At 63.2% G+C, this 24,062-nt stretch carries 26 protein-coding genes; 15 read left to right on the top strand and 11 right to left on the bottom strand.

Going from position 1 to position 24,062, the window contains the following annotated elements; all coding sequences use genetic code 11:
• Positions 1 to 3: 3 nt before the first annotated feature.
• Positions 4 to 930, bottom strand: a complete 927-nt coding sequence (locus RS897_RS05615; protein WP_315838534.1) for an aliphatic sulfonate ABC transporter substrate-binding protein — start codon at positions 928 to 930, stop codon at positions 4 to 6.
• Between the two features lie 483 nt (positions 931 to 1,413).
• Between RS897_RS05615 and RS897_RS05610 the strand changes: the two genes are divergently transcribed.
• From RS897_RS05610 to RS897_RS05595, 4 genes are read left to right on the top strand one after another with little or no spacing between them, the layout of a single operon-like run.
• Positions 1,414 to 2,520, top strand: coding sequence for a methionine ABC transporter ATP-binding protein (locus RS897_RS05610; RefSeq protein ID WP_407654439.1), 1,107 nt, complete (start codon positions 1,414 to 1,416; stop codon positions 2,518 to 2,520).
• Positions 2,510 to 3,175: a methionine ABC transporter permease gene (locus tag RS897_RS05605; protein WP_315835600.1), complete on the top strand. Its 666-nt coding sequence runs from the start codon at positions 2,510 to 2,512 to the stop codon at positions 3,173 to 3,175. Before RS897_RS05610 ends, RS897_RS05605 begins: the two co-directional genes overlap by 11 nt.
• Before the next feature lie 21 nt (positions 3,176 to 3,196).
• The gene (locus RS897_RS05600) at positions 3,197 to 3,973 is read left to right on the top strand and encodes a MetQ/NlpA family ABC transporter substrate-binding protein (protein ID WP_315835599.1); all 777 of its coding nucleotides are present in this window, start codon (positions 3,197 to 3,199) and stop codon (positions 3,971 to 3,973) included.
• A gap of 54 nt (positions 3,974 to 4,027) precedes the next feature.
• Entirely contained in the window at positions 4,028 to 4,804 is a 777-nt protein-coding gene (locus RS897_RS05595) for a MetQ/NlpA family ABC transporter substrate-binding protein (RefSeq protein WP_407654533.1), read from the top strand.
• Positions 4,805 to 4,974: 170 nt separating this feature from the next.
• On the opposite strand, the gene RS897_RS05590 is transcribed toward RS897_RS05595, so the two are convergent.
• Complete coding sequence (locus RS897_RS05590) at positions 4,975 to 5,670, bottom strand: DUF1013 domain-containing protein (RefSeq protein WP_315835597.1); 696 nt, start codon at positions 5,668 to 5,670, stop codon at positions 4,975 to 4,977.
• Between the two features lie 229 nt (positions 5,671 to 5,899).
• Between RS897_RS05590 and ispH the strand changes: the two genes are divergently transcribed.
• Genes ispH through rnhA form a run of 3 tightly spaced genes read left to right on the top strand, consistent with a single transcriptional unit; the run spans position 5,900 to position 8,295 of the window.
• Positions 5,900 to 6,859: a 4-hydroxy-3-methylbut-2-enyl diphosphate reductase gene (gene ispH, locus RS897_RS05585; RefSeq protein WP_315835596.1), complete on the top strand. Its 960-nt coding sequence runs from the start codon at positions 5,900 to 5,902 to the stop codon at positions 6,857 to 6,859.
• Between the two features lie 12 nt (positions 6,860 to 6,871).
• Positions 6,872 to 7,849 (top strand): homoserine kinase, encoded by a 978-nt coding sequence (gene thrB / locus RS897_RS05580; RefSeq protein ID WP_315835595.1) that lies wholly within the window; start codon positions 6,872 to 6,874, stop codon positions 7,847 to 7,849.
• Complete coding sequence (gene rnhA / locus RS897_RS05575) at positions 7,846 to 8,295, top strand: ribonuclease HI (RefSeq protein WP_315835594.1); 450 nt, start codon at positions 7,846 to 7,848, stop codon at positions 8,293 to 8,295. Before thrB ends, rnhA begins: the two co-directional genes overlap by 4 nt.
• Positions 8,296 to 8,324: 29 nt before the next feature.
• Here the strand turns inward: rnhA and RS897_RS05570 are convergent, their stop codons facing one another.
• Both RS897_RS05570 and RS897_RS05565 read right to left on the bottom strand, forming a co-directional pair.
• On the bottom strand, positions 8,325 to 8,810 hold the full coding sequence (locus RS897_RS05570) for a peroxiredoxin (protein WP_315835593.1): 486 nt from the start codon (positions 8,808 to 8,810) through the stop codon (positions 8,325 to 8,327).
• A 229-nt stretch (positions 8,811 to 9,039) separates the two neighbouring features.
• Positions 9,040 to 9,882, bottom strand: a complete 843-nt coding sequence (locus RS897_RS05565; RefSeq protein WP_315835592.1) for a protein-disulfide reductase DsbD domain-containing protein — start codon at positions 9,880 to 9,882, stop codon at positions 9,040 to 9,042.
• Between the two features lie 138 nt (positions 9,883 to 10,020).
• Between RS897_RS05565 and RS897_RS05560 the strand changes: the two genes are divergently transcribed.
• A complete protein-coding gene (locus RS897_RS05560; protein WP_315835591.1) occupies positions 10,021 to 10,668 on the top strand; it encodes a YqgE/AlgH family protein in 648 nt (215 codons plus the stop codon).
• A 14-nt stretch (positions 10,669 to 10,682) separates the two neighbouring features.
• On the opposite strand, the gene RS897_RS05555 is transcribed toward RS897_RS05560, so the two are convergent.
• The gene (locus RS897_RS05555) at positions 10,683 to 11,111 is read right to left on the bottom strand and encodes a nuclear transport factor 2 family protein (RefSeq protein WP_315835590.1); all 429 of its coding nucleotides are present in this window, start codon (positions 11,109 to 11,111) and stop codon (positions 10,683 to 10,685) included.
• 127 nt (positions 11,112 to 11,238) lie between these two features.
• On the opposite strand from RS897_RS05555, the gene RS897_RS05550 reads away from it, so the two are divergent.
• Both RS897_RS05550 and RS897_RS05545 read left to right on the top strand, forming a co-directional pair.
• A complete protein-coding gene (locus RS897_RS05550) occupies positions 11,239 to 11,850 on the top strand; it encodes a bifunctional transcriptional activator/DNA repair enzyme AdaA (protein WP_315835589.1) in 612 nt (203 codons plus the stop codon).
• Positions 11,843 to 12,370: a methylated-DNA--[protein]-cysteine S-methyltransferase gene (locus tag RS897_RS05545; RefSeq protein WP_315835588.1), complete on the top strand. Its 528-nt coding sequence runs from the start codon at positions 11,843 to 11,845 to the stop codon at positions 12,368 to 12,370. The genes RS897_RS05550 and RS897_RS05545 overlap by 8 nt, the downstream gene beginning before the upstream one ends.
• 3 nt (positions 12,371 to 12,373) lie before the next feature.
• On the opposite strand, the gene RS897_RS05540 is transcribed toward RS897_RS05545, so the two are convergent.
• Positions 12,374 to 15,253, bottom strand: a complete 2,880-nt coding sequence (locus tag RS897_RS05540; RefSeq protein ID WP_315835587.1) for an EAL domain-containing protein — start codon at positions 15,251 to 15,253, stop codon at positions 12,374 to 12,376.
• Between the two features lie 101 nt (positions 15,254 to 15,354).
• Positions 15,355 to 16,353: an NAD(P)H-quinone oxidoreductase gene (locus RS897_RS05535; protein WP_315835586.1), complete on the bottom strand. Its 999-nt coding sequence runs from the start codon at positions 16,351 to 16,353 to the stop codon at positions 15,355 to 15,357.
• A 143-nt stretch (positions 16,354 to 16,496) separates the two neighbouring features.
• On the opposite strand from RS897_RS05535, the gene RS897_RS05530 reads away from it, so the two are divergent.
• Entirely contained in the window at positions 16,497 to 16,688 is a 192-nt protein-coding gene (locus RS897_RS05530; RefSeq protein ID WP_315835585.1) for a DUF1192 domain-containing protein, read from the top strand.
• Between the two features lie 312 nt (positions 16,689 to 17,000).
• A complete protein-coding gene (rcdA, locus tag RS897_RS05525; protein WP_315835584.1) occupies positions 17,001 to 17,510 on the top strand; it encodes a protease adaptor protein RcdA in 510 nt (169 codons plus the stop codon).
• A gap of 99 nt (positions 17,511 to 17,609) precedes the next feature.
• Here rcdA and rpmE read toward each other — a convergent pair whose 3' ends face one another.
• Positions 17,610 to 17,837: a 50S ribosomal protein L31 gene (gene rpmE, locus RS897_RS05520; protein WP_315835583.1), complete on the bottom strand. Its 228-nt coding sequence runs from the start codon at positions 17,835 to 17,837 to the stop codon at positions 17,610 to 17,612.
• A gap of 209 nt (positions 17,838 to 18,046) precedes the next feature.
• Here rpmE and RS897_RS05515 point away from each other — a divergent pair, with 209 nt between their 5' ends.
• Positions 18,047 to 19,867 (top strand): ABC transporter transmembrane domain-containing protein, encoded by a 1,821-nt coding sequence (locus RS897_RS05515; protein WP_315835582.1) that lies wholly within the window; start codon positions 18,047 to 18,049, stop codon positions 19,865 to 19,867.
• Positions 19,868 to 19,918: 51 nt separating this feature from the next.
• Here the strand turns inward: RS897_RS05515 and RS897_RS05510 are convergent, their stop codons facing one another.
• From RS897_RS05510 to RS897_RS05500, 3 genes are read right to left on the bottom strand one after another with little or no spacing between them, the layout of a single operon-like run.
• The gene (locus RS897_RS05510) at positions 19,919 to 20,377 is read right to left on the bottom strand and encodes a GNAT family N-acetyltransferase (RefSeq protein ID WP_315835581.1); all 459 of its coding nucleotides are present in this window, start codon (positions 20,375 to 20,377) and stop codon (positions 19,919 to 19,921) included.
• Positions 20,377 to 21,405 (bottom strand): peptidoglycan -binding protein, encoded by a 1,029-nt coding sequence (locus RS897_RS05505; protein ID WP_315835580.1) that lies wholly within the window; start codon positions 21,403 to 21,405, stop codon positions 20,377 to 20,379. Before RS897_RS05505 ends, RS897_RS05510 begins: the two co-directional genes overlap by 1 nt.
• A 50-nt stretch (positions 21,406 to 21,455) precedes the next feature.
• Positions 21,456 to 22,496: a flagellar motor protein MotA gene (locus RS897_RS05500; RefSeq protein ID WP_407654438.1), complete on the bottom strand. Its 1,041-nt coding sequence runs from the start codon at positions 22,494 to 22,496 to the stop codon at positions 21,456 to 21,458.
• 201 nt (positions 22,497 to 22,697) lie between these two features.
• On the opposite strand from RS897_RS05500, the gene RS897_RS05495 reads away from it, so the two are divergent.
• On the top strand, positions 22,698 to 23,054 hold the full coding sequence (locus RS897_RS05495; protein ID WP_315835579.1) for a hypothetical protein: 357 nt from the start codon (positions 22,698 to 22,700) through the stop codon (positions 23,052 to 23,054).
• 2 nt (positions 23,055 to 23,056) lie between these two features.
• Positions 23,057 to 24,049 carry an ABC transporter ATP-binding protein gene (locus RS897_RS05490; protein WP_315835578.1) on the top strand — a complete coding sequence of 331 codons (993 nt, stop codon included), beginning with the start codon at positions 23,057 to 23,059 and terminating at the stop codon, positions 24,047 to 24,049.
• The last annotated feature ends 13 nt before the right edge of the window (positions 24,050 to 24,062 follow it).

Genomic DNA, 24,062 nt, shown 5'->3' with positions numbered 1-24,062 from the left:
ATTTCAGGGCGCTTTGGGCGTCCAGATCCTGACGGCGGTGGTGTCGAGCTTTTTGGGGATCAGGTTCTCGCCAAAGAAAGCATCGGCGATCTTCTGCTGTTCCGAGAGGCCGGCGGACGTCACCGTGCCGACGCCATAGCTGCGATGGCTGTTGGCCTCCTCGACGGTGGCCGCATCGATGCCCCAGAGGCCGGCCAGAAGCGTCGCCGCATCCTTCGGATGGGCCTTCACCCATTTGCCGATTTCGCGCAGTTTCTCGACCACGATGTTCAGCACGTCGCCGCGTCGGTCCGCGAACGTTTCCGAGGCCAAATAGTAGCGCTTGTAGCTCGCAAGGCCGACGCTGCCGTCCGCCAGCGTCCGGGCGCCGGATTGCCGCTGTGTGCTGGTCAGGAACGGATCCCACGCCACCCAGGCGTCGACATTGTTGCTGACGAACGCGGCGCGGCCATCGGCAGGCGCGAGATAGGCTGGGGAGATGTCCTTGAAATTAAGTCCGGCTTTGCTGAGCGCGGCCAGCAACAGATAGTGGCTGCCGGCGCCCTTGGTGACGGCGATCTTCTTGCCTTTCAAATCCGCCAGCGTCTTGATCGATGACTCGCTGGAGACCACGATGGCCTGCGCCGCGGGGGAAGCGCTCTCTTCGGCGACATAGGCCAATTTCGATCCGGCCGCCTGCGCAAAGATCGGAACGGTGTCGGCGACGTCGGCGCCAAAATCCAGATTGCCGACGCCGAGCGATTCCAGCAGCGGCAGGCCGCTGGAAAACTCATGCCACGTCACCTTGACCCCGAGCGGCGCCAGCGCCTTCTCGAGTTCGCCGTTGGCGCGCAGCACGGCGATCAGGGTCGAGGATTTCTGCAATCCAATGCGGATCTGATCCGAGGCCTTGTCCTGCGCGAATGACGGCGCGGCCGTCAGCAGGGCCATCGCGGTCAAAAGCAGCGCCGCCGCATAGAAATGGATCTGTCGCTTCATCGTCCGATATCCCTCGGCATGTCGGGCTGGTGTAACGGGCCCCGTAACTTGGTCGGATGACGATCTACACGGTGAGATGTCACGACCAAAAACCATTCAGCGGGCCACGCGGTGATTTTAGGAAATCCAGCGGATAATGAGTTTCCATAGTTCCCGCTTGCAGGGCGGGTTTCCTTCTGCGCGCGGCCGTGTTCGCGAAACAAATTCAATCCCAGCGGTGGCAATGGCCGCGATCTTTCGGTCGGATTTTACCTTGTAGGACGTGATGATCGCGTCACCCGGCGCATCTGAAAGATTCTTCCGATCCTGCGGCCCGTTGGGCCAATGTATTGCTTTGTGGTTGTGGTGCATTGCGGCAAGGCTGGTTTCTGGCTAAGCGAATGAGCGTTGCGTTTCTGCAACGTTCGGCTTCACCTCAACGAAAACCGGTCTACGATGAATGCACCTTGGTCCCAGCTCGCGGGAGTGCCTGTGGAGTCTCCGCCGCTTCAGACACGATCGGGCATCACGATCGAGCGTGTCGGCAAAACCTATCCGGCGCGAAAAGGCAATGCCGCCGTCGAGGCGCTGCAGGACATCAATCTGACCGTGCCGGATGGCGCGATCGTCGGTGTGATCGGCCGCAGCGGTGCCGGCAAATCGTCGCTGATCCGGCTGATCAACGGCCTCGAGCGCCCGACCACGGGACGCGTCGTGGTCGACGGCACCGAGATCACCGCACTCGACGAGCGCGGCTTGCGGCAGGCGCGCCGCTCCATCGGCATGATCTTCCAGCATTTCAACTTGCTGTCGTCGCGGACGGCGTTCGAGAACATCGCGCTGCCGCTCGAGATCGCCGGCGTCGCCAAAAACAAGATCGCCGCCACGGTGCTGCCGCTGCTCGACATGGTCGGCCTTGCCGACAAGCGCGATCGCTATCCCGCCGAATTGTCCGGCGGACAGAAACAGCGGGTCGGCATTGCCCGCGCGCTGGCCACCAGCCCCAAGGTGCTGTTGTCGGATGAAGCGACCTCTGCGCTCGATCCGGAAACCACCGATCAGATTCTCGCGCTGCTGAAGCAGATCAACAAGGACCTGCGCCTGACCATCCTGTTCATCACCCACGAGATGGTGGTGGTGAAGGCGCTGGCCGATCGCGTCGCCGTGCTGGAGCATGGCCGGATCGTGGAAGAGGGCACGACCTATGAGGTGTTCGCCTCGCCTCGACACGAGGTGACCAAACGCTTCGTCAGTTCGGTCACCGGCAGCCGCGCGCCGGACTGGCTGCTGGCCAAGCTCGTGGCCGCGCCGCCCCCAGGCGGCCAGGCGGTGCTGCATGTTTCTTTCCGGGGCAGCGAGGCAGCGCAGCCGCTGCTGTCGCAGATCGCCCGCGCCTTCGATATCGACGTCAATATCATCTCCGGGCAGGTCGAGATGATTGCCGGCCATCCGTTCGGCACGCTGATCGTCTCGGTCCCCGCATCGTCCGACCTGACAGCCAGGATTACCGCGCAGCTCGAAAGCAGCGGAAACACCGTGGAGCACCTTGGCTATGTCGCCTGAACTCATTCGCATGATCGCCTGGTCGACCCTCGACACCCTGACTATGGTCGGGCTGGCTGGCCTGTTCGGCACATTGATCGGCCTGCCGCTCGGGATCTTTCTCGCCACCAGCCGGGCGGGCGAGCTATTTCCGGTCCCTGGGGTCAACCGGGTCGTCGGGCTGATCGTCAACGCCACCCGTTCGACGCCCTTCATCATCCTGGTCGTGGCGATCGTGCCGCTGACGCGGCTGATCGCGGGCACGTCGATCGGTACCGCGGCGGCCACGGTGCCGCTGACCATCGCCGCCATTCCCTTCATCGCCCGGGTGGTCGAAGCCGCGATCCGCGAGGTCGATCAGGGCCTGATCGAGGCGGCGCGCGCCTTCGGGGCCACGCCGTTGCAGATCGTGCGCAAGGTGCTGCTGCCGGAAGCACTGCCGGCGGTGACTCTGGCTCTGACGCTGACGGCGGTCAGTCTTCTCGGTTATTCAGCCATGGTCGGTGCGGTTGGCGGCGGCGGTCTCGGCGACCTCGGTATTCGTTACGGCTATCAGCGTTTCATGCCGGATGTGATGCTGACCGTCGTATTGGTGCTGATCGCGCTGGTGCAGGGCGTGCAGACGCTCGGCGACACCGTCGCGCGGCGCCTGGACAAGCGCTCGCGTCGTTCCTGATCGGGATCTGGGGATCAATTCATGCGTTTCGTTGCTGCCATTCTCGTTGCCGTTGCCGCGCTGGCCGCGCCAGCGCAAGCCGAAACCATCCGGGTGGGCGTCACCGCAGGACCCCATGCCGAAGTGCTCGATGTGGTGCGTAAGGTTGCCGCCGAACGCGGTCTCGACATCAAGGTGATCGAGTTCACCGACTATGTGGTGCCCAACCAGGCGCTGGCGCAGAAGGATCTCGAGGCGAACTCGTTCCAGCACGAACCTTATCTGCTGAACCAGTTGTCTAAAACCGGTTGGAAGATCGTCAAGGTCGCCAACACCATTGCGTCGCCGCAGGGGGTCTATTCGCAAAAATACAAGTCGCTGGCCGAGCTGCCTGAGGGCGCCCGCGTGGCGATCGCCAACGATCCGTCCAACGGCGCGCGCGGGCTTTTGATCCTGGCGCAGCATGGCGCCATCAAGCTGCGCGATGGCTCGGGCGTCACCGCGACCATCGCCGACATCGTCGACAATCCGAAAAAGCTCCGATTTGTTGAGCTTGACGCGGCGCAGCTGCCGCGCTCGCTGCAGGATGTCGATCTCGTCTCGATCAACAACAATTACGCGGTGCAGGCCGGCCTCAATCCGGCGAAAGATGCGATCGCCCGCGAAAGCGCGGAAGGCCCCTGGGTCAATATTCTGGCGGTCCGCGAGGAAGACAAGGACAAGCCCTGGGTGAAGCAGCTGATTTCGGCGTATCATTCGGAGCCGGTCCGGCAGTTTCTCGAGACCCGTTTCAAGGGCACTTATATCGCGACCTGGTGAGCGCGCAGGCTTCCATACATAATGAGGATGATGATGAACCGTAGAATTTTTCAGATGCTGGCCGGCGCGGCTCTCGCGCTCGGTGTTGTCGGTGCTGCAACGGCCCAGGATCGTGTGGCTATCAAGGTCGGCGTCACGCCGGGTCCGCATGCGCAGATTCTCGAGGCTGTGAAGCCGATTGCCGCGCAGAAGGGGCTCGATATCCAGATCGTGGAATTCTCCGACTATGTGGTGCCGAACGAGGCGCTCAACGCCGGCGACCTGCAGGCCAATTCATTCCAGCACAAGCCGTATCTGGACAACCAGAAGGTCGACCGCGGCTACAAGATCGAGCCGGTTGGCTACACGGTGAACTTCCCGATCGGCATCTATTCCAAGAAGCACAAGAGCTGGGATTCAGTGCCGCAGGGCGCGTCGCTGTCGATCCCCAACGATCCGACCAATGGCGGCCGCGTTCTGCTGCTGCTGCAGGACAAGGGTGTGCTCAAGCTCAGGGATGGCGTCGGCTTCAAGCCGAGCGTCGCCGACATCGTCGACAATCCGAAAAAACTGAAGATCACCGAGATCGATGCCGCGCAGACCCCGCGCACCCTCGATGACGTCGATGCGGCGGCCGTCAACACCAACTACGCCACCCAGGCAGGCCTTGATCCGGTGAAGGACGCGATCCTGCGCGAGGACCCGAAGGGACCTTACGCCAACCTGATCGCGGTGCGCGCCGCCGACAAGGACAAGCCCTGGGTCAAGACGCTGGTGGAAAGCTACCAGACGCCCGAGATCAAGGAGTTCATCCTGACCAAGTTCAAGGGCGCGGTGCTGCCGGCTTGGTGAGGCGGATCCGAACATCGTAGCCCGGATGAGCGAAGCGATATCCGGGAAAAATCTCTGACGCTTGACCCGGATGTCGCTTCGCTCATCCGGGCTACATCCAGGAATAGAAAAAACGCGGCGAGAAGACTCGCCGCGTTTTTTTGTAACTGATCGTCCAGCCGGGCGACGTCTTATTCGTCGTCGTCCTGCTTCTTGTTGCCGCCGATGGTCTTGAGCTTGGCGAACACGGCCGCATCGTCGAAGTCGTCCTTGCGGGTGGCCTGCTCCTGCTCGGCTTCCTTGCGCGTGGTCTCGGAGGCGGGCAGCAGCGTGGCGCCGCCATACTGCTCGACCTGGGGCTTTTCCTTGGCCGCGCGCTGCACCTCGAAATCGAGGTCGATCTGCGAACACAGGCCCAGCGTCACCGGGTCCATCGGGGTCAAGGTCGAGGCATTCCAGTGGGTGCGGTCGCGCACGCTCGCGATCGTGGTCTTGGTGGTGCCGACCAGGCGCATGATCTGCGCGTCCTTCAACTCGGGATGGCTGCGCACCAGCCACAGGATCGCGCTCGGGCGCTCATGGCGGCGCGACACCGGGGTGTAGCGCGGGCCCTTCTTCTTCTTGGCTTCCGGCAGGCGGACCTTGGATTCGCCGAGCTTGAGGCGGTAATTCTGGTCCTTCTCGCCCTTTTCGATTTCCTCGCGGGTCAATTGTCCCGACGAGATCGGGTCCATGCCCTTGATGCCCTGGGCGGCGTCGCCGTCCGCGATGGCGCGGATTTCCAGCGGATGCATCTTGCAGAAATCAGCCACCTGATCGAACGACAAAGCGGTATTATCGACGAGCCACACGGCGGTTGCTTTCGGCATCAGCGGGGCGTTGCTCATGGCAAATCTCCTTTGTGCTTCGCCCAGCTGTTTTTGGGGGCGAAACCAGTGGTCATCAGCGATGACGGGAATTGGCGCTTATATAGTCCGCCGAGGGGTAAAATTGCAATGGTTTAAGGCCTCGCATGTCGCTTAAGCGGGCCACCGCACTTGACATGGACACAAGAGCGGCCCAATTCCCTTGTAGCCAATTTCAGCACGAATCCTGGTAAAAAAGCCGCTGCAGCCCATGAAACCGACGCTCAAGGTCTACCTTTGTTCTCCTCGCGGCTTTTGTGCCGGCGTGGTCCGTGCCATCGACACGGTGGAACGGGCCCTGTCGCTCTACGGCGCGCCGGTCTATGTGCGCCACGAGATCGTCCATAACCGCTATGTGGTGGAGAGCCTGCGGGCCAAGGGGGCGATTTTCGTCGAGGAACTCGAGGAAATCCCGCAAACCGACGCTCCGGTGGTGTTTTCCGCCCATGGCGTGCCGAAGGCGATCCCGAGCGAGGCGGAACGGCGCAATTTCTTCTCGCTGGACGCAACCTGCCCGCTGGTGACCAAGGTTCATCGCGAGGCCGAGATCCATTTCAAGCGCGGACGTGAAATCATCCTGATCGGCCATGCCGGTCACCCGGAAGTGGTCGGAACCCTGGGCCAGTTGCCGGCCGGCGCCGTGTCGCTGATCGAGACGGTCGACGATGTCGCGTCTTTCGTGCCGAAGGACGAAACCAAGCTCGCCTATATCACCCAGACCACGCTGTCGATCGACGACACCAAGGAGATCGTCCGGGCCCTGAAGGAGCGCTTCCCCAAGGTCGCCGGTCCGCACAAGGAAGACATCTGCTACGCCACCACCAACCGTCAGCTCGCGGTCAAGAAGGTCGCGCATCTGGTCGACGCCATGGTCGTGGTCGGCTCGCCGAATTCGTCGAACTCGCAGCGGTTGCGCGAAGTCGCCGAGCGTGAGGGCTGCCCGCGCGCCGTGCTGGTGCAGCGTGCGTCCGAACTCGACTGGAGCATGTTCGAGGGCATCACCCGGCTCGGCATCACCGCAGGCGCGTCCGCGCCGGAGGTGATTGTCGAGGAGATCATGGGCGCTTTCGCCGAGCACTATGAGCTGAGCGTGGAGACGGTGACCGCCGCGGAAGAAACCGAGTTCTTCCCGCTGCCGCGTCCGCTGCGGCAAGTCACGGCGGCAGAGTAGGGCGCAATTCACATGGCGGTCTACACGGATGTGTCCGCCGAGGAACTCGCGGACTTCCTTTCGCATTACGACATCGGCGAACTTCTGTCCTACAAGGGCATTGCGGAGGGCGTGGAAAATTCCAATTTCCTGCTGCACACCACGCGCGGCACCTACATCCTCACGCTGTATGAAAAGCGCGTCGCCGCCGGCGACCTGCCGTTCTTTCTCAACCTGATGACGCACCTGGCTGCGCATGGCCTGCACTGCATGCAGCCGATGACAACACGAAGCGGCGATGCGCTGGGCACGCTGGCCGGCCGGCCGGCGGCGATCATTGAGTTTCTCGAAGGAGTGTGGCCACGCCGGCCGACGGTGCAGCATTGCACGGTCGTCGGGGACGCGCTCGCCACCATGCATCTGGCCGGTGCAGGTTTCGAAATGACCCGCGCCAACGCGCTGTCGGTTGCCGGCTGGCGGCCGCTGTTCGCCGCGGTGGAGGGCCGGACCGAGGAATTGCAGGCGGGCGCGCGCAATCTGTTGGCCACTGAGCTGGACCATCTGGAAAAGGCCTGGCCGCGTACGCTGCCGACCGGTGTGATCCATGCCGACTTGTTTCCCGACAACGTGCTGTTCCTGGGCGACAAGCTATCAGGTCTGATCGACTTCTATTTCGCCTGCAGCGATATCCTCGCCTATGACGTTGCGATCTGCCTCAACGCCTGGTGTTTCGAGATCGATCACTCGTTCAATGTCACCAAGGCGCGTGCGTTTCTGAATGCCTATAACCGGGTGCGCGCGCTGTCGATCGAGGAGCAGGAAGCATTGCCGCTGCTGGCGCGCGGCGCCTCGATCCGTTTCCTGCTGACGCGGTTCGTCGACTGGCTGAATGTGCCGCCTGGCGCGCTGGTGAAGCCGAAGGATCCTCAGGAATATCTGCGCAAGCTGCGTTTCCATCAGGGCGTCAAGAGCATCCGCGATTACGGCGTCGAACAAGGGCTTGTTGCGTGAACGACACGGCGCGGCCCCATGTGCAGATCTATACCGACGGCGCCTGCTCGGGAAATCCAGGCCCGGGCGGCTGGGGTGTGATCCTGCGTTTCGGCGAGCTCGAAAAGGAGCTGAAGGGCGGCGAGCGCGACACCACCAACAACCGCATGGAATTGATGGCGGCGATTTCCGGGCTGGAAGCGCTGAAGAAACCGGCGGTGGTCGATCTCACCACCGACAGTCAGTATGTGCGCCAGGGCATTACCAGCTGGATCTTCAACTGGAAGAAGAACGGCTGGCGCACCTCGGACAAGAAGCCGGTGAAGAATGTCGACCTGTGGCAGCGGCTCGACGGGGCGCTGCGACAACACGAGGTTCGCTGGCACTGGGTCAAGGGCCATGCCGGCCACGCCGAGAACGAGCGTGTCGATCAACTGGCTCGCGAAGGGCTGGCGGCGATCAGGTAGTCGCCGCCAACACTGGTCTCAAAGCTGTCTCAGAGCTGCCCGAGCAGGGTGTCGCCGCCGGAGACTTCGACCGCGCCGGGGTTCGGTTCGAGGTTGAGCGTCTTCACCACGCCGTCTTCGACCAGCATCGAATAACGCTTGGAGCGGATGCCGAGGCCGTTGCCCGATGCGTCGAGCTCCAGGCCGATCGCCTTGGCGAATTCGGCATTGCCGTCGGCCAGGAATTCGGTCTTGTCATCGAGATCGGTGTCGCGCTTCCAGGCCTTCATCACGAACACGTCGTTCACCGACGTCACCGCAATGGTGTCGACGCCCTTCGCCTTCATGGCGTCGGCGTTCATGGTGATGCTCGGCATGTGCATCTTGTGGCAGGTGTTGGTGAATGCGCCGGGAACGGCGAACAGGGCGACCTTCTTGCCCTTGAAAACGTCGTCGGTGGTTTTCCATTGCGGCCCTTCGCCGGTCATGATGCGAAATTTGGCTTCAGGCAGGCGGTCGCCGATCTTGATGGTCATCTGAAAGCTCCCTTGGCGCGCAGTCCTGAAAAACAGGTCCCGAAAACCCCCCAAAGTTTCTTGGGCGGGATTTGAAGGGGACACCCGATTTCGCGATCGGACCACCCGCAATTCATTGATAATCGCGCGGGAGTCATACCATGGCTGTCGGTCCGCGCAATCGCCGGACGAAGCCCGGTTTCCAAACCCCTTCAATTCAGGCAAGCCCCTTCAATTCAGGTAAGCTCCTTCATTTCAGGGATGTGACGAACTCAAAGGCACGGCCGTCGCCGACCAGGGTCAGTTTCAGGGCCGCGCCGTCTGCTTTCGCGCCCGACGGCAGGCCTTCCAGATCGAATGAAAAGCGCTGCAGTCCGGCGGGGGTCCGCTCCAGCAATTTGGGCGGCGGCAGCGCCCAGTCGGGCGTCGGGCCCTCGACAAACAGGCTGGCGTCCTTGTCGCCGGGTGCGACAACATCGACAAACACGGTGTTGCCGTCGCGCTCGACGTTTCGAATGGTCAGCGGATGGGCCGCGCCGATCTCCGCGGGCTGCGGCACAGTCGCAAGTGCCGCGGTCAATGATGAATCTTCTATGCTGGCCGAACTGACAAATGAAACTTCGGTCTTCGCGTCGACAGGTACGCAGAGTTTGTCGCAGACGGCGTAGTTGATTTCGGCGCGCAGCGTCACCGGCTTGTCAGGCTTTTTTGCAATGATCCGCAACGGCAGCAGGAGTTGCTTGCGGTACCCGAATGATGTGCCTCCCGCGCCATCCGGAAACTGCATCGGCGCGGGCCACAACACGGTGACCGCTTCGACATTGTCCGAAGCCGAAAAATCGAATCGCGGCGGAACGCCGGAATCGCCGGGGGTGCGCCAATATGTCTTCCATCCCGGCTGCAGCTGAAAGGCGATCCCGCCGAGCAGCACGCCGCCATTGCGGGAGCCTGCGATCAGTCGCAGCGACGAATGCTGATCGGTGACCCAGGGTGACGCATCCTGGGCCGCGACCGGGCTGCCGGCGAAGCCCGCCAGCAGGACCACCGCGAGCAGGCGGCCAAAGAGGTTGCGAAATGGAACAAATACGACCATGTGACGTCTTTACAGTCCGGTTGGACGTGAAACACTTGAATTGGTTGTGATCCATTTCCGGGGAGCAAGTCCGGCGATTGATTGACATAAGGTGCACCCAATATCAGGATGCACGTATACAGAGAAAGTCCTCTGCGAATGGACAGGGTCGGAAAAAGGCCGAAATTCGACAAGATCCGCGTCCCGGAGGACGGGAGCGAGACGGCTAGCAGCTATCTGGACGGTCAGCTGCTGATCGCGATGCCGATCATGGACGACGAGCGATTCGCACGCTCCGTGATTTATGTCTGCGCGCATTCGTCCGAAGGCGCGATGGGCATCATTCTCAATCGTCCCGCGGGCAGTATCGATTTTCCCGAGCTCCTGGTGCAACTCGATATCATCGATGAGGCCGACCAGATCGTGCTGCCGGCGCAGGCCGAGGCCATGAAGGTGATGAAGGGCGGTCCGGTGGAAACCGGACGTGGCTTTGTGCTGCATTCCAGCGATTTCTTCATCAAGGACGCGACGCTGCCGATCGATGATGGTGTGTGCCTCACCGCAACACTCGACATTCTGAAAGCCATCGCCAAAGGCAAGGGTCCGCGCCACGCCATCCTCGCACTGGGTTATGCGGGATGGGCGCCGGGGCAACTGGAAAGCGAGATCCAGGACAATGGCTGGCTGCATTGCCCTGCCGATTCGAATCTGATCTTCGGGCGCGACATCGAAGACAAATACCAGCAAGCGTTGCAGAAGATCGGCATCGATCTGGCGATGCTGTCGAATGAAGCCGGGCATGCTTGACCGGCCTGCCGGCTTCAGAGCAGAGCCTCTGATCCGAACACCATGCGCCAGCCCTGCAATGTGTCCATGTATTCCCGGACCCGCTTGATCAGCCGGCCCTCGAGTTCGAACACAAAACAATACGCCACATCGTAGGCGTTTCCGTTCGACAGAGTTGCTTGCATCCGCTCTTCGACAATCACTGTGCTGCCGTCGGCATGAACGCCGCGGAACTGGATGTCGACACTCCCGAACAATTTATGCATTTCCACCGCAATGAAGCGGGCGATCTGATCGGCGCCGACCATGTGGTCGGTGTGATGCAGCGCGACCGCGGTCGCGTTGCCCTTCGGCGCGATCCACTCGGCGTTAGGTGTGAAGACGGCTGCGATTTGTTCGATGTTCCGGCTGGCGAAGGCCGTCCAGGTCTCCATAACCGCTGCCTTGCTTGCCGATGATTCCATGTAGGCCTCCTGTTCCATGCTGTGACCGCCGAGATCTAAGATTTCGGCCGCAATGTCGCTCGCCGGAAACGGACATGATCATCGCAAATCGGGTGGCACGCTTGGCCTTTCGGTCTACAATTAACGCATGTTGAGCTTCGAGATCTGCAATGCTGCGCGCCTGCGGCGCGACGCCGCCTACGACGGGGTGTTCTTCACCGCGGTGAAGACGACGCTCATCTATTGCCGGCCGGTTTGCCGGGTGAAGCAGCCATTGACCAGGAACTGCAGTTATTATCCCACGGCGAGCGCGGCCGAGCGCGCGGGTTATCGTCCCTGTCTGCGCTGCCGGCCCGAGAGCGCGCCATTCTGTCCGGCCTGGAACGGCACCCGCTCGACGGTCGAGCGGGCGCTGAAACTGATCGCGCGCGGTGCGCTGGATCGCGGCTCCGTCGCGGATCTGGCCGATCGCCTCGGCGTCAGCACGCGGCATCTGGCGCGGCTGTTCGATCAGTACGTCGGCGCCAGTCCGCTGCAGACAGCGAATACGGTGCGTCTGCAGCGCGCCAAGCGCTTGCTGGACACGACCGCCGACAGCATGACGGAAGTGGCCTTTCGCGCCGGCTTCAAGAGCCTGCGGCGCTTCAACGCGGCCTTCCGTGACCTCTATGGTCGCTCGCCCTCGGAGATTCGCCGGCGCGCTCCTCGGCCGGCGCCGCGTCAGCGGCGCCCCGTCACGCAGGTGGAAGCCCGTGTTTGAACGCGTCGTCAGTTACACCTATGTCGAGACGCGGATCGGTCGTCTGCTGCTGGCCGGTGACGCCGAAAGCCTGCACCTGCTCAGCTTCCAGTCGGGCAGCCGTGTCCACCATCCGCGCGACGGCTGGCGTCATGATCCCGATGGCTTCCCGAAGGTCCGCCGGCAGCTGGACGAGTATTTCGCAGGGAAGCGCACCACGTTCACGTTGCCGCTGTATCTGAGCGGCACGGCGTTCCAGAACGCAGTCTGGACCACCCTGCAGTCGATCCCTCATGGCGTCACCACGACCTACCGCGAACTCGCGGTTCGCATCGGACGCCCTGCCGCCGTCCGCGCGGTGGGCGCCGCCAACGGCGCCAATCCGCTGCCCATCATCATTCCCTGCCACCGGGTAATCGGCACCAATGGTTCGCTGACAGGATTTGGCGGCGGCATCGAGACCAAGCGGTTCCTGCTCGGGCACGAAGGGGCGTTGGTGGACGACGCCGCGGCGGGCCTGTTTGAGGTGCGAGCGCGTTAGGGTCTACTGCGCCGCTTCCAACCGCTCTTCGGTCAGCAGCCGCGTTGCTGCGTCCGCGTCCATCGGCTCGCCGAAGGCGAAGCCCTGGGCGTATTCGCAGCCCAGCTGGTAGAGTTCCACCGCGTCGGAGTCGGTCTCAGCGCCTTCCGCCACCACGTCCATGCCGAGGTCGTGAGCCATGGCCACGATCGACTTGAGGATCACCGGGCGCGTGCCGCGGCTGGTGGTGCGGACGAACGACTGGTCGATCTTGATGGTGTCGAACGGAAACTTCTGCAGATAGGACAGCGAGGAATGTCCGGTGCCGAAGTCGTCCAGCGACAGCCCGGTGCCGAGTTCGCGGATCCGCTGCAGCATTTGGGCGGCGTGCTCCGGATTCTCCATCACCAGCGATTCGGTCAATTCCAGCTTCAGCGTGCCGCGTGCCACCGCCGAGCGTGACAGCACGGTGCGGATGTCGTGGATCAGATCGTGCCGCAGCAATTGCCGCGAGGAGACGTTGACACTGGCGAACACCGGCTCGCGTGTCGAGCGCATCGCGCGCTGCCACAGCGCGAGCTGCCGCGCGGTGCGATCCATCACGAACAGGCCGAGATCGACGATCAGGCCGATTTCCTCGGCGATGCCGATGAACTCGCTCGGCGACATGCGGCCGAGCTTGGGATGATCCCAGCGCGCCAGGGCTTCGAAGCCGGCGATCGAGCGATCTTCCAGCCGCACGATCGGCTGATAGAGAATGGTGATTTCCTCGCGCTCGATGGCGCGGCGCAGCTCGGACTCGAGCGTCAGCCGGTCGGTCTTGCGCGCCCGCATCGCCGGCTTGTAGACGTCGATGCGATCGCCGCCGATGCGCTTGGAATGATACATCGCCAGCTCGGCGTCCTTGATGATCTCGTCGGTCAGCGCGGCTTGCGGATCGCTCAGCGCGAGTCCGATCGACGCGGTGAGGAAGATCTCGCGGTCGTTGAAGGCGATCGGCGCGCGGATGGTCTTGCGGATGGTCTCGGCGAAGGCGGTGATGCGGGCGGCGTCCTGCTCTGACAAAAGGATCAGCCCGAACTGGTCGCCGGCAAGCCGCGCCAGCGTGTCCTGCGGCTTCAGGATGCGGGTGAGCCGCCGCGCCAGTGTCAGCAGGATGGAGTCGCCGACCGCGATGCCGACGGAATCGTTGACCTGCTTGAAGCGGTCGAGGTCGATCACCATCAAGGTCGGTCGCATGTTCGGCATGGTCTTGGCGAAGTTCGCCACGGCATTGAGCCGGTCCATGAACAGCTTGCGGTTCGGCAGGCCGGTCAGGTTGTCATGCACGGAATCGTGCAGCATCCGCTCTTCGGAATTCTTGATCTCGGTCACGTCGGTCAGGGTGCCGACCACGCGGGACACTTCGCCGTCGGAACCGACCACCGGGCGCGCTTTCAGCGCGAACCACATGAAGTGGCCGTCGGGCGTGCGCAGCCGGAAGTCCTGCACCAGCCGGCCACGGCGCTGGTCGAGCACACTGTCGAGCGCGGCGCGGAAGCGATCCTGATCCAGCGGATGCAGCACTTCGAGCCATTTCGCCGCCGGGCCTTCCAGCGTGCCGCGCTTCAGCCCGAGCAGACTTTCGGTCTCGGGGCTGGTGAACACCTTGTCGGCGGAGACGTCCCAGTCCCAAATCAGGTCGCCGGAGCCGACCAGCGCCAGCGCCCGACGCTCGACATCGGAGACGATGCCCTGGGTGGCGCCGCCGCCTGCAAAGGCGTGCTGCATCACCGTGAAGCCGATCAACATCACAATCAGCACCAGGCCGCCCAGCAGGGCCGGGCCGACGATGTCGTTGGTGACGTTGCCCGCCACCGTCATGCCGGCCGCGACCACCCAGACCACCAGCAGGAACCATGTCGGGATCAAGAGAACCGCGCGGTCGAAGCCATGGGTGGAGAGGTAGACGATCAGCGCAAAGCCGGCGAACGCGATCATCACCAGCGAGATGCGGGCGATGCCGGAAGCGACAGCGGGATCGAACAGCGCCAGCGCCACCAGCGATCCCAGGAAGAACAGCCAGCCCAGCGTGATGTGCGAATAGCGCACATGCCAGCGCGACAGATTGAGATAAGCGAACAGGAACACCAGCAGCGTGGCGGCAAGAATGGCCTCGCCCGCGGCACGCCAGACCCGCTCGGCGCCGGCCGACATGTCCAGCACCTTGCCCCAGAAGCCGAAGTCGACGCCGATATAGACGAGCACCGCCCATGCCAGCGCCGCAGCAGCGGGGAACATGATGCTGCCCTTGACCACGAACAGGATCGTCAGCACCAGCGCCAGCAGGCCGGAGATGCCGATGACGATGCCCTGGTAGAGCGTAAAGGAGTTGACCTTGTCCTTGTAGGCTTCCGGCTCCCACAGATAGAGCTGGGGCAGTTTGTCGGTGCGCAGTTCGGCCACGAAGGTGATGACGGAGCCGGGATCCAGGGTGACGCGGAAGATGTCGGCGGTGGCGCTGTCCTGCCGCTCGGGCCGGTCGCCGGTCGAGGGCGTGATGGTGGCGATGCGCGACAGTCCGAGATCGGGCCACAGCAGTCCGGACGACACGATCCGGTAATGCGGCGCCACGATCAGGCGGTCGAGCTGGTCGTCGGTGTTGTTGGCGAGCGCGAACACCACCCAGTTCTGGCCACCCTCGCGGGCGCGCACCTCGATGCGGCGAACGATGCCGTCGGTGCCCGGTGCGGTCGAGACCTGGATGCGGTCGGTGTCGCTGTGCTGATGATCGAGGATCGCGGTGAGATCGATTGCAGGCGCATCACCGCGAACGCTGACTGCGTCGACAGCGCGCGCAGCCGGCGCGGCAGCTAGCATCATGAGGCCCAGCGCCAGAGGCGCGAGGCACCTGATCAACCGCAATGTCTGAACTCCGCGTTAAGATGCGCGATCAATGGCACAAATATGAAGTAAAACCAAGGGTTAACGCCGTTTTCCCGGGCTTATCAGGGCGCCGGGACGCCTCAAACCGTGAGCACAATTTTGCCAATATGCTGGCTGGATTCCATCCGCTTGTGGGCCTCGGACGCTTTTTCCAGCGGGAAAGTGCTGTCCATCAAGGGCTTGACCCGACCCGCCTTCAAGAGCGGCAGCACCTTGGCGGTGATCGCCTCGACCATGGCGGCCTTGTCGGCGACCGTTCGGGGCCGAAGTGTCGATCCGGTGTGGTGCAGGCGCTTGACCATCAGCTTGGCGAAATTGACTGTCGCCTTGGGGGCGCTGAGGAAAGCGATCTGCACGATGCGGCCATCCATCGCGGCGGCGTCATAGTTGCGCTCGATGTACTCGCCGCCGACCATGTCCAGGATCAGATTGGGGCCGACATTGTCGGTGGCGGCCTTGGCCGCGGCGACGAAGTCCTCTGTCTTGTAATTGATGGCGCGGTCGGCGCCGAGCTTGAGGCAGGCGTCCGCCTTGTCCTGCGAACCGACGGTGACGATCACCTTGGCACCGAAGGCTTTGGCGAGCTGGATTGCCATGGTGCCGATGCCCGAGGAGCCGCCATGGATCAGCAGGGTTTCGCCGGCCTTCAGTCCACCCCGCTCGAACACATTGTGCCAGACCGTCATCAGCGTTTCCGGCGTGGCGGCGGCTTCCTGCATGGTGAAGCCATCAGGCACCGGCATCGCGTGGGTCTCGTGCGTCAGGCAATACTGCGCGTAGCCGCCACCGGCGACCAGCGACATCACCTTGTCACCGATCTTGTAGCGCGTGGCCTCCTTGCCGAGCGCCACCACTTCGCCGGCCACTTCCAGGCCGGGCAGGTCGCTGGCGCCGGGCGGCGGCGGATAGGCGCCGCTGCGCTGCGCCACATCCGGACGGTTGACGCCGGCGGCCGCCACCTTGATCAGGATGTCGTGCGGCCCGACCTGCGGCAGCGCCCGCGTCTCCGGCACCAGGACCTCGGGTCCTCCCGGCTTGCTGATGCCGACAACGGTCATTTGGGCGGGCAGCTTGTCCATGATCTGGTCCTTGGATTGGTCCCTGCGGCGGACGCGGCTATGTTGGGGTGAGCCTGCTTTAGTCAGCCCAGGGAGGGCTGGCAATAACGACATCCGATCAAGTCTCGTAAAATTGACCGGATTATTCCAGTTCGGAGGAGCAAATGGCAGCGGAAGACGACGACCGGCCGAAGAAGAAAGTCAGCCATGAGATCGGACAGGATCTCTCGCTGTTGTCGGTGGAGGAACTCGATGAACGCATCGCGTTGCTCGGCAGCGAAATCGAGCGGTTGCAAACGGCGCTCGGCAAAAAACGTGCGTCACGCGACGCCGCCAATCAGTTCTTCAAATCATGACGCAACGCGCGCGGGGCGTAAACGAAAGCTGAAAGAAACCGTTCATTTACGGTAGATTAAGCTTTCTCCTTCATTACTTGATTGTCCAGCTTTGGACACCGAGTGGCTCCTGTCCACTCTGTTTGACGCCTCCCTGTTATCAACTTTAAAAGCCGCCGGAAACGGCGGCTCTTTTTTGGTCGGTAGTTACCTCCGTCACGTCGTTGGAAACCATATTCAACGGTCGTCATCATCGTGACTGGACTCTCGCCTGCGGGCGCGCAATGATTTGTTCATCATATTTTTGCGTGTGAGTAGAGTGAGGCGTTAACCATGTCGGAGAATTCGCAGAGCGAAGCCGGCCTTGTGCTGTTGAGCGAGCGGCTGACGAATTCCGCGGCGTTCGGAACCTTGTTTCGTGAAGGCATGGATCTGGTCGAGGAGACCGCCGCCTATCTCGACGGCGCCGGCCGCAACGAGGCCAAGGTGCTGGAGCGCTCCGTCAGTCTCACCTACGCCACCGAGAGCATGCGTTTGACCACACGGCTGATGCAGCTGGCGTCATGGCTGCTGCTGCATCGCGCGGTGAAGGAAGGCGAGATGTCGCTGGCGCAAGCCAACCGCGAGAAGACCAAGGTGAAGCTGACCGCGGCCGATCCCGGCGGGCAGGACATGATCGAGAAGCTGCCTGAAGCGCTGCGCGAACTGATCGACCGTTCGATGGCGTTGCAGTCCAAGGTGCGCCGGCTCGATACCAGCATGCATGTGTCGGCCGAGCAGATCCCGATGGGCAATCCGCTGATGCCGCAGCTCGATCGTCTCAAAGCGGCGTTCGAGCGGTAAAATCCGCCTCCCAATCCCCAAATGAAAAACGCCCCGGCTGACCGGGGCGTTTTCGTATTCTGGGGCGAAAGTTCTGGGCCAAAAGCCCGGGGAACCGGCTCAGTCTTTCTTGAGCAGGCCCGAAAACTTCTTCTGGAACCGGGAGACGCGGCCGCCACGGTCGAGCAGCTGCTGGGTGCCGCCGGTCCAGGCCGGATGCGACTTGGAATCGATGTCCAGGTTCAGCGTGTCGCCTTCCTTGCCGTAGGTGGAGCGCGTGGTGAACTCCGTCCCGTCGGTCATGACGACCTTAATGTTATGATAATTCGGGTGAATTTCGGCTTTCATCACATATCCCTTTGGCGCGCGAAGCGCTTTTTCAGCAATTTCCGGATTTTCGGGGCTAATTTGGGCCGCTCTATAACGCAGGACGGCCCCGGAGACAAGTTGTCCTAGGCGGCTGCGCCGGGATCATCTTGGTTTGCCTCAGCCCTCCGTCCGGCCTATCTGAGGGCCCTGGGATGAGCGGACGACCAAGGGACGGCAGCGACCTGCAAATGAGTGCGATTGAACAAAGCGGCCTGCCGGGCCAGGCCACGGCGGCGGTCGATGATGCGGCCAAAAAGCCCGCCCGCGGCGTCCGGCTGCGCCCGCTGCTGGCGCTCTGGCCCTATGTGGTGCACTACCGCGGTCAAGCGCTTGGCGCGCTGGTCGCCCTGATCATTGCCTCGCTGGCGACGCTGGCCGTGCCCATCGCCGTGCGGCGGATGATTGACCTCGGCTTCAGCCCGTCCGGCGTCGAGATGATCAACAGTTACTTTGGCGTGATGATCGTGGTGGTGGCGGTGCTCGCGCTGGCCAGTGCCGCCCGTTATTATCTCGTGATTACGCTCGGCGAACGGATTGTCGCCGATCTGCGCCGCGACGTGTTCAATCACCTGACATCATTGTCGCCGGCGTTCTTCGATGTCAGCCACAGCGGTGAACTGGTATCGCGGTTGACCGCGGACACCACCCAGATCAAATCTGCCGTCGGCGCTTCGGTCTCGATCGCGCTGCGCAACCTGGTGCTGTTCCTCGGCGCCTCCACCATGATGGTGGTGACCAGTCCCCGCTTGTCGGGCTTCGTGCTTGCGGTGATTCCGCTGATCGTGCTGCCGCTGGTCGCGTTCGGACGCCGGGTGCAGAAACTGTCGCGCGGTGCGCAGGATACGCTGGCGCAGGCGTCCTCTTACGCTTCCGAATTGATCGGTGCGATCCGCACCCTGCAGGCCTTCACCAACGAACGGCTGGCGGCGACGCGGTTCGGCACCGAGGTCGGTCACGCCTTTGAGGCGGCGCGCGCTTCCACCCGCGCCCGTGCGGTGCTGACCGCCATTGTCATCTTCCTGATTTTTTCCAGCGTGGTCGCCATCCTCTGGATCGGATCGCACGATGTGCTGCTCGGGCAGATCAGCGCCGGCCGGCTCGGCCAGTTCATCCTGTATGCGGCGTTTGCGGCGGGCGCGCTTGGCGAACTCAGCCAGGTCTGGGGCGAGATCTCGGCGGCGTCCGGCGCCTCCGAGCGTCTGTTCGAGATCATGCGCGTGACGCCCGCAATCGCGGCCCCAGCGAGCCCGCGCGCGCTGCCGCAGCCGGCGCGCGGCGACATCGCCTTCGATGCGGTTCGTTTCGCTTATCCGACCCGTCCCGAGCACAAGGTGATCGACGGCGTGTCGTTCTCCATCCGCGCCGGCGAAAAGGTCGCGGTGGTTGGCCCCTCGGGCGCGGGCAAGAGCACGCTGTTTCATTTGCTGCTGCGCTTCTACGACGCCGCCGGCGGTGTCATCAGTTTCGATGGCGTGCCGATCCGCGATGTCACGCCACAGGATCTGCGTGCGCGGATGGCGCTGGTGCCGCAGGACACCGTCGTGTTCTCAGGCACCGCGCGCGACAACATCCGCTTCGGGCGTCCCGACGCGACCGACGCCGAGGTGGAGCGCGCCGCCGAGCAGGCCCACGCCACTGAATTCCTGCGCCGCTTGCCCAAGGGGTTCGAGACCGAGCTCGGCGAGCGCGGGGTCACGCTGTCCGGCGGCCAGCGCCAGCGCATTGCGATTGCGCGCGCCATCCTGCGCGACGCGCCGCTGCTGCTGCTGGATGAAGCGACATCGTCACTCGATGCCGAGAGCGAAACCCTGGTGCAGACCGCGCTGGAAGACCTGATGCGCCATCGCACCACCCTGGTGATCGCCCATCGCCTCGCCACGGTGCTGTCATGTGATCGCATTCTGGTGATGGACAATGGATGCATTGTCGAGCAGGGCACCCACAGCTCGCTGGTCGCCGCCAACGGCCTCTATGCCAAGCTGGCGCGGCTGCAGTTTGAAGGCATTTAAGAGCATGATCCGGAAAAGTGGGCACCGGTTTTCCGAAAAGATCATGCTCGCTTAAGAAGGATTCCACCGCATCCGCTTTACCGGGCGACCGGATACCGGATTGACGTCGTCGCCGTCGTCGATGAAGCCGTGCTTGCGGTAAAATCCGATGGCGCGGGCATTGTCGTTATTCACCAAGAGTGTGATGCCGGTCGGTGACAATCGCTTCGCTTCATCCACCAGCGTTGCCGCGAGATCCGATCCCCAGGCCTCGGGGCTCACCACCAGCTGGTCGAGATAACCGGAGCGGTCGATGGTGACGAAGCCCGCGAGCACACCATTCTGTTCGGCCACCACGATGTCCGCCGCGGGCACCAGCTCGTTGCGCCAGCGCTCCCGCCACCACGCCACCCGCGCGGCAAAATCGATCGAGGGATAAGCCAGCTGCCAGGTGCGCTGCCACAGCGCGATGGCGGCGTCCTCATCCTCGGCGCGATAAGCACGAAGCGAAGCCGGCATGGCGGCGGCCATCACCGCTCCGTCAGCTTCAGCTCGATGCGGCGGTTGCGCTTGTAGGCGTCTTCGGTAGCGGCGGAATCCAGCGGCTGGAATTCGCCGAAGCCGGCGGCGACCAGCCGCTGCGGCGAGACGCCCTTGGACACCAGATATTGCACCACCGAGATGGCGCGCGCCGCCGAGAGATCCCAGTTCGATTTGAACTGCGGGCTGGAGATCGGGCGCACGTCGGTGTGGCCGTCCACCCGCAGCACCCAGGCAATCTCCGTCGGGATCTTCTTGTCCAGATCGACCAGCGCGTCCGCAAGCGTGTCCAGCTCGGTGCGGCCCTCCGGCAAGAGCAGCGCCTGTCCAGTGTCGAAGAACACCTCGGACTGGAACACGAAGCGGTCGCCGACCACGCGGATGTCGGGCCGGGCGCCGAGGATCGCGCGCAACCGCCCGAAGAATTCGGAGCGGTAGCGCGTCAATTCCTGCACTCGCTGCGCCAGCGCGACATTGAGCCGCGAGCCGAGATCGGCGATCCGGGTCTGCGAATCCTTGTCCTTCTTCTCCGACGCATCCAGCGCTGACTCCAGCGCCGCCAGTTGCCGGCGCAGTGCGCTGATCTGCTGGTTCAGCACCTCGATCTGCGCCAGCGCGCGGCCCGACAGCAGCTTCTCGGAGTCCAGCGCCTTGTTCAGTTCGCCGGCGCGCCCCGCGGCGTCGTTGCCGCTGGCTGCGAGGCCGTCATAGAGGCCCTTGACCCGGTCGCGCTCGCCTTCCGCCACTGCGAGGCCGGCGCGCATCTGGCCGATCTGGTCCTCCAGATTGAGCTTGCCGAGTTTTTCCAGCGACAGCAGATCGTTGAGCTGGGCGATCTGCGCATTCAGCCGTTCCAGCGCCTTGTCCTTGCCGCTGACCTCCTGGGACAGGAAAAACTGCACCACCAGGAACACCGACAGCAGGAACACGATGGCCAGCACCAATGTCGACAAGGCGTCGACAAAGCCGGGCCAGTAATTGAAGCCGGGATCGGAGCGGCGTCCGCGAGCAAGCGCCATGTCGATCGATCTCCTTGGTCAGTCAGCGAGCGCGGAGTGCCTGCGCCGCGTCAGTTCTTTTCCGGCTGCCGTGCGATGCGCTCCAGCAGCTTCTTGATCTCGCGGTTCTGTTCGCCCTGGCTGTCGGCCCACTCGCGGATCATCTGCTGTTCACTGCGCATGTGGGCGACCAGGCCCTGGATGGCATCGGCCAGGTTGGCCATTGCCGTGGTGGTGGCCCGGTTTGAGCCCATGTCTTCGACGGTCGTGCGCAGCTTCTCGATCGCGCCGCGCATTTCCGTGCCTTCGGGCGTGGCCATCACGGCGGTGGCCATGGCCGGGCTCCCGTGTTCGGTGGAATATTCCCGCACCGTGCTGGCCAGCCAGTCTTCGAGATCGGTATAGAACCGGTTCTGCGCCTGGCTCGACTGCAAATCGAGAAAGCCCAGGATCAGCGAGCCGGCCAAGCCGAACAGCGACGACGAAAACGAAATGCCCATGCCGCTCAGCGGCGCGGCGAGACCTTCCTTCAGGGTGTCGAACACAGCCCCGGCGTCGCCGCCGACCTTCAGCCCGTCGATCACCTTGCCCACCGACCCGACGGTTTCGATCAGGCCCCAGAAGGTGCCGAGCAGGCCGAGAAACACCAGGAGCCCGGTCATATAGCGGGAGATGTCACGCGCCTCGTCCAGCCGGGTGGCGATGGAATCAAGCAGATGCCGCATGGTCTGCTGGGTGATGCTCATCCGCCCGACCCGGTCGCCCAGGATCGCCGCCATCGGCGCCAGCAGTTTGGGCCGGCGATCCATCGCCAAGCCCGGATCGGCGATACGGAAGCTGTTGACCCATGCGACTTCGGGATAGAGCCGGATCACCTGGCGGAACGACAGGATGATGCCGATCGCCAGCACCGCGCCAATCAGCGCATTAAGGCCGGGATTGGCGAGGAAGGCGGCCCAGATCTGCTTATAGAGCACCACCAGCACCAGGGAGCACAGAATCAGGAACACCAGCATGCGGACCAGGAAGATCCGGGGTGACGAGAGCTTGGTGGGGGCGATTTCGTCCGCGAAGCGGGAGGAGGAGCGGGACGCCATCTCTGGTTTTGCCATATCTGCTCTTGCCATCTGGTCTGAAGTTTCTTGGTCTGATCAGAAGTTACTTGCGCCGGAAATCCTGTCGGTCAGCAATATGGCACAGCGGCGGCGAGAGGGAAGGCGGCCGAAGGTCTTGCCGGTCGGATCGACGGACCATCCACCGAAACCCACTTTGGTCCTGCGCGTCTCGCAGCCATATCAACACTCGGTGACAGCATGGTTTCCCGACAACGTCTGTCCGTTGCGGGCACAGCGCATGATTGTCTGCGTTGCGCGATGCAGCAATCACCAGGCCACGGTCGTGATCACCTCCTCCTCTGCTTTGCAGCGGGTGCGCAGCCGGCGCCGGTCCACCCTGAATTGTATACGGTCCATGCTTGCTTCGTGTTCGATTTGCCCGAATTTGAGGCGGTCACCTGTCGCTTTGCAGCAGAATGGATCGAATTTGGTGGGTTTCGAGATGATCCGGCAGCCGATGCGGATGGCATGGACTTTGCGAATGCCTCTCAGGCAAGCTGCCTGACCGCTCCTGCGACATTCGGACAGGCGGGCGCGTACTCGATCAGGGAGTGATCATGCCTCTGCCTGCGGCGCTGGAACTCGCATCGGTCACGAAGCGCTACGGCAGCACGGTCGCTGTCGACCGCATCGATCTGAGAATTCCAGCCGGCACCTATTGCTGTCTGCTCGGGCCCTCCGGCTGCGGCAAGACCTCGACACTGCGGATGATCGCGGGCCATGAGGCGGTGTCCGAAGGCGACATCATCCTGGGGGCGACCAATGTCACCGACCTGCCGCCGGCCAAGCGCGGCACGGCGATGATGTTTCAGTCCTATGCGCTGTTTCCGCATCTCTCGGTGCTCGACAATGTCGCGTTCGCCCTGAAGATGCGGGGCATCGACAAGCCGGCTCGCCACGCAAAGGCGATGGATGTTCTCAGGCTCGTCGCCATGGACGGCTTCGCGGCGCGCCTGCCGGCGCAGCTCTCCGGCGGCCAGCAGCAGCGCGTAGCGCTGGCGCGCGCCCTGGTCACCGAGCCGCAGATGTTGCTGCTCGATGAGCCGCTGTCGGCGCTCGATCCATTCCTGCGCGTCAAGATGCGCGCCGAACTGAAGCGGCTGCAGCGCGAGCTGGGCATCAGTTTCATCCATGTCACTCACGGCCAGGAAGAGGCCATGGCGCTGGCCGATCTCGTCGTGCTGATGAACGGCGGACGGATCGAGCAGACCGGCACGCCGCGCGATGTCTTCAAGCGGCCGCGGACCGAATTCGTCGCGCGCTTCATCGGCGGCCACAATGTGATCGACACCGCATCGGGCAAAATTGCCGTGCGAGCCGATCATTTGCGTCTCGCGCGCCCCGGCACCGTCTGGGACGGCTCCTCGGTTTCCGCGTCCGTCAGCCAGATCGAATACCAGGGCAGTTATGTGCTGGTGAGCCTGAAGGCCGGAGGCGGCGCGGATCTTGCGGCGCAACTGACGGAAGCGGATTTCGACAGCGACCCGGTCGAGGTCGGCGCAAGCGTGCTGGCCGGCTGGGTGCCGGACGCGGCGCATGCACTTGACTGACACGGCAGTCGTT

The organism is Bradyrhizobium prioriisuperbiae (assembly GCF_032397745.1).
GTDB classification, from domain to species: domain Bacteria; phylum Pseudomonadota; class Alphaproteobacteria; order Rhizobiales; family Xanthobacteraceae; genus Bradyrhizobium_A; species Bradyrhizobium_A prioriisuperbiae.
This window is presented reverse-complemented; position numbering and strand designations above follow the sequence as displayed.

Excerpts from the sequence above, each read along its gene's own strand:
- RS897_RS05605 (WP_315835600.1), top strand. The coding sequence starts at position 2,510 with ATGTCGCCTGAACTCATTCGCATGATCGCCTGGTCGACCCTCGACACC.
- RS897_RS05490 (WP_315835578.1), top strand. The coding sequence starts at position 23,057 with ATGCCTCTGCCTGCGGCGCTGGAACTCGCATCGGTCACGAAGCGCTAC.
- RS897_RS05565 (WP_315835592.1), bottom strand. The coding sequence starts at position 9,882 with ATGGTCGTATTTGTTCCATTTCGCAACCTCTTTGGCCGCCTGCTCGCG.
- RS897_RS05615 (WP_315838534.1), bottom strand. The coding sequence starts at position 930 with ATGGCCCTGCTGACGGCCGCGCCGTCATTCGCGCAGGACAAGGCCTCG.
- RS897_RS05610 (WP_407654439.1), top strand. The coding sequence starts at position 1,414 with ATGAATGCACCTTGGTCCCAGCTCGCGGGAGTGCCTGTGGAGTCTCCG.
- rcdA (WP_315835584.1), top strand. The coding sequence starts at position 17,001 with ATGTCGGAGAATTCGCAGAGCGAAGCCGGCCTTGTGCTGTTGAGCGAG.
- RS897_RS05590 (WP_315835597.1), bottom strand. The coding sequence starts at position 5,670 with ATGAGCAACGCCCCGCTGATGCCGAAAGCAACCGCCGTGTGGCTCGTC.
- RS897_RS05550 (WP_315835589.1), top strand. The coding sequence starts at position 11,239 with ATGTTGAGCTTCGAGATCTGCAATGCTGCGCGCCTGCGGCGCGACGCC.
- RS897_RS05555 (WP_315835590.1), bottom strand. The coding sequence starts at position 11,111 with ATGGAATCATCGGCAAGCAAGGCAGCGGTTATGGAGACCTGGACGGCC.
- ispH (WP_315835596.1), top strand. The coding sequence starts at position 5,900 with ATGAAACCGACGCTCAAGGTCTACCTTTGTTCTCCTCGCGGCTTTTGT.
- RS897_RS05570 (WP_315835593.1), bottom strand. The coding sequence starts at position 8,810 with ATGACCATCAAGATCGGCGACCGCCTGCCTGAAGCCAAATTTCGCATC.
- thrB (WP_315835595.1), top strand. The coding sequence starts at position 6,872 with ATGGCGGTCTACACGGATGTGTCCGCCGAGGAACTCGCGGACTTCCTT.
- RS897_RS05505 (WP_315835580.1), bottom strand. The coding sequence starts at position 21,405 with ATGGCGCTTGCTCGCGGACGCCGCTCCGATCCCGGCTTCAATTACTGG.
- rpmE (WP_315835583.1), bottom strand. The coding sequence starts at position 17,837 with ATGAAAGCCGAAATTCACCCGAATTATCATAACATTAAGGTCGTCATG.
- RS897_RS05560 (WP_315835591.1), top strand. The coding sequence starts at position 10,021 with ATGGACAGGGTCGGAAAAAGGCCGAAATTCGACAAGATCCGCGTCCCG.
- RS897_RS05595 (WP_407654533.1), top strand. The coding sequence starts at position 4,028 with ATGCTGGCCGGCGCGGCTCTCGCGCTCGGTGTTGTCGGTGCTGCAACG.
- RS897_RS05500 (WP_407654438.1), bottom strand. The coding sequence starts at position 22,496 with ATGGCAAAACCAGAGATGGCGTCCCGCTCCTCCTCCCGCTTCGCGGAC.
- RS897_RS05515 (WP_315835582.1), top strand. The coding sequence starts at position 18,047 with ATGAGTGCGATTGAACAAAGCGGCCTGCCGGGCCAGGCCACGGCGGCG.
- RS897_RS05535 (WP_315835586.1), bottom strand. The coding sequence starts at position 16,353 with ATGGACAAGCTGCCCGCCCAAATGACCGTTGTCGGCATCAGCAAGCCG.
- RS897_RS05600 (WP_315835599.1), top strand. The coding sequence starts at position 3,197 with ATGCGTTTCGTTGCTGCCATTCTCGTTGCCGTTGCCGCGCTGGCCGCG.
- RS897_RS05510 (WP_315835581.1), bottom strand. The coding sequence starts at position 20,377 with ATGGCCGCCGCCATGCCGGCTTCGCTTCGTGCTTATCGCGCCGAGGAT.
- RS897_RS05495 (WP_315835579.1), top strand. The coding sequence starts at position 22,698 with ATGGTTTCCCGACAACGTCTGTCCGTTGCGGGCACAGCGCATGATTGT.
- RS897_RS05530 (WP_315835585.1), top strand. The coding sequence starts at position 16,497 with ATGGCAGCGGAAGACGACGACCGGCCGAAGAAGAAAGTCAGCCATGAG.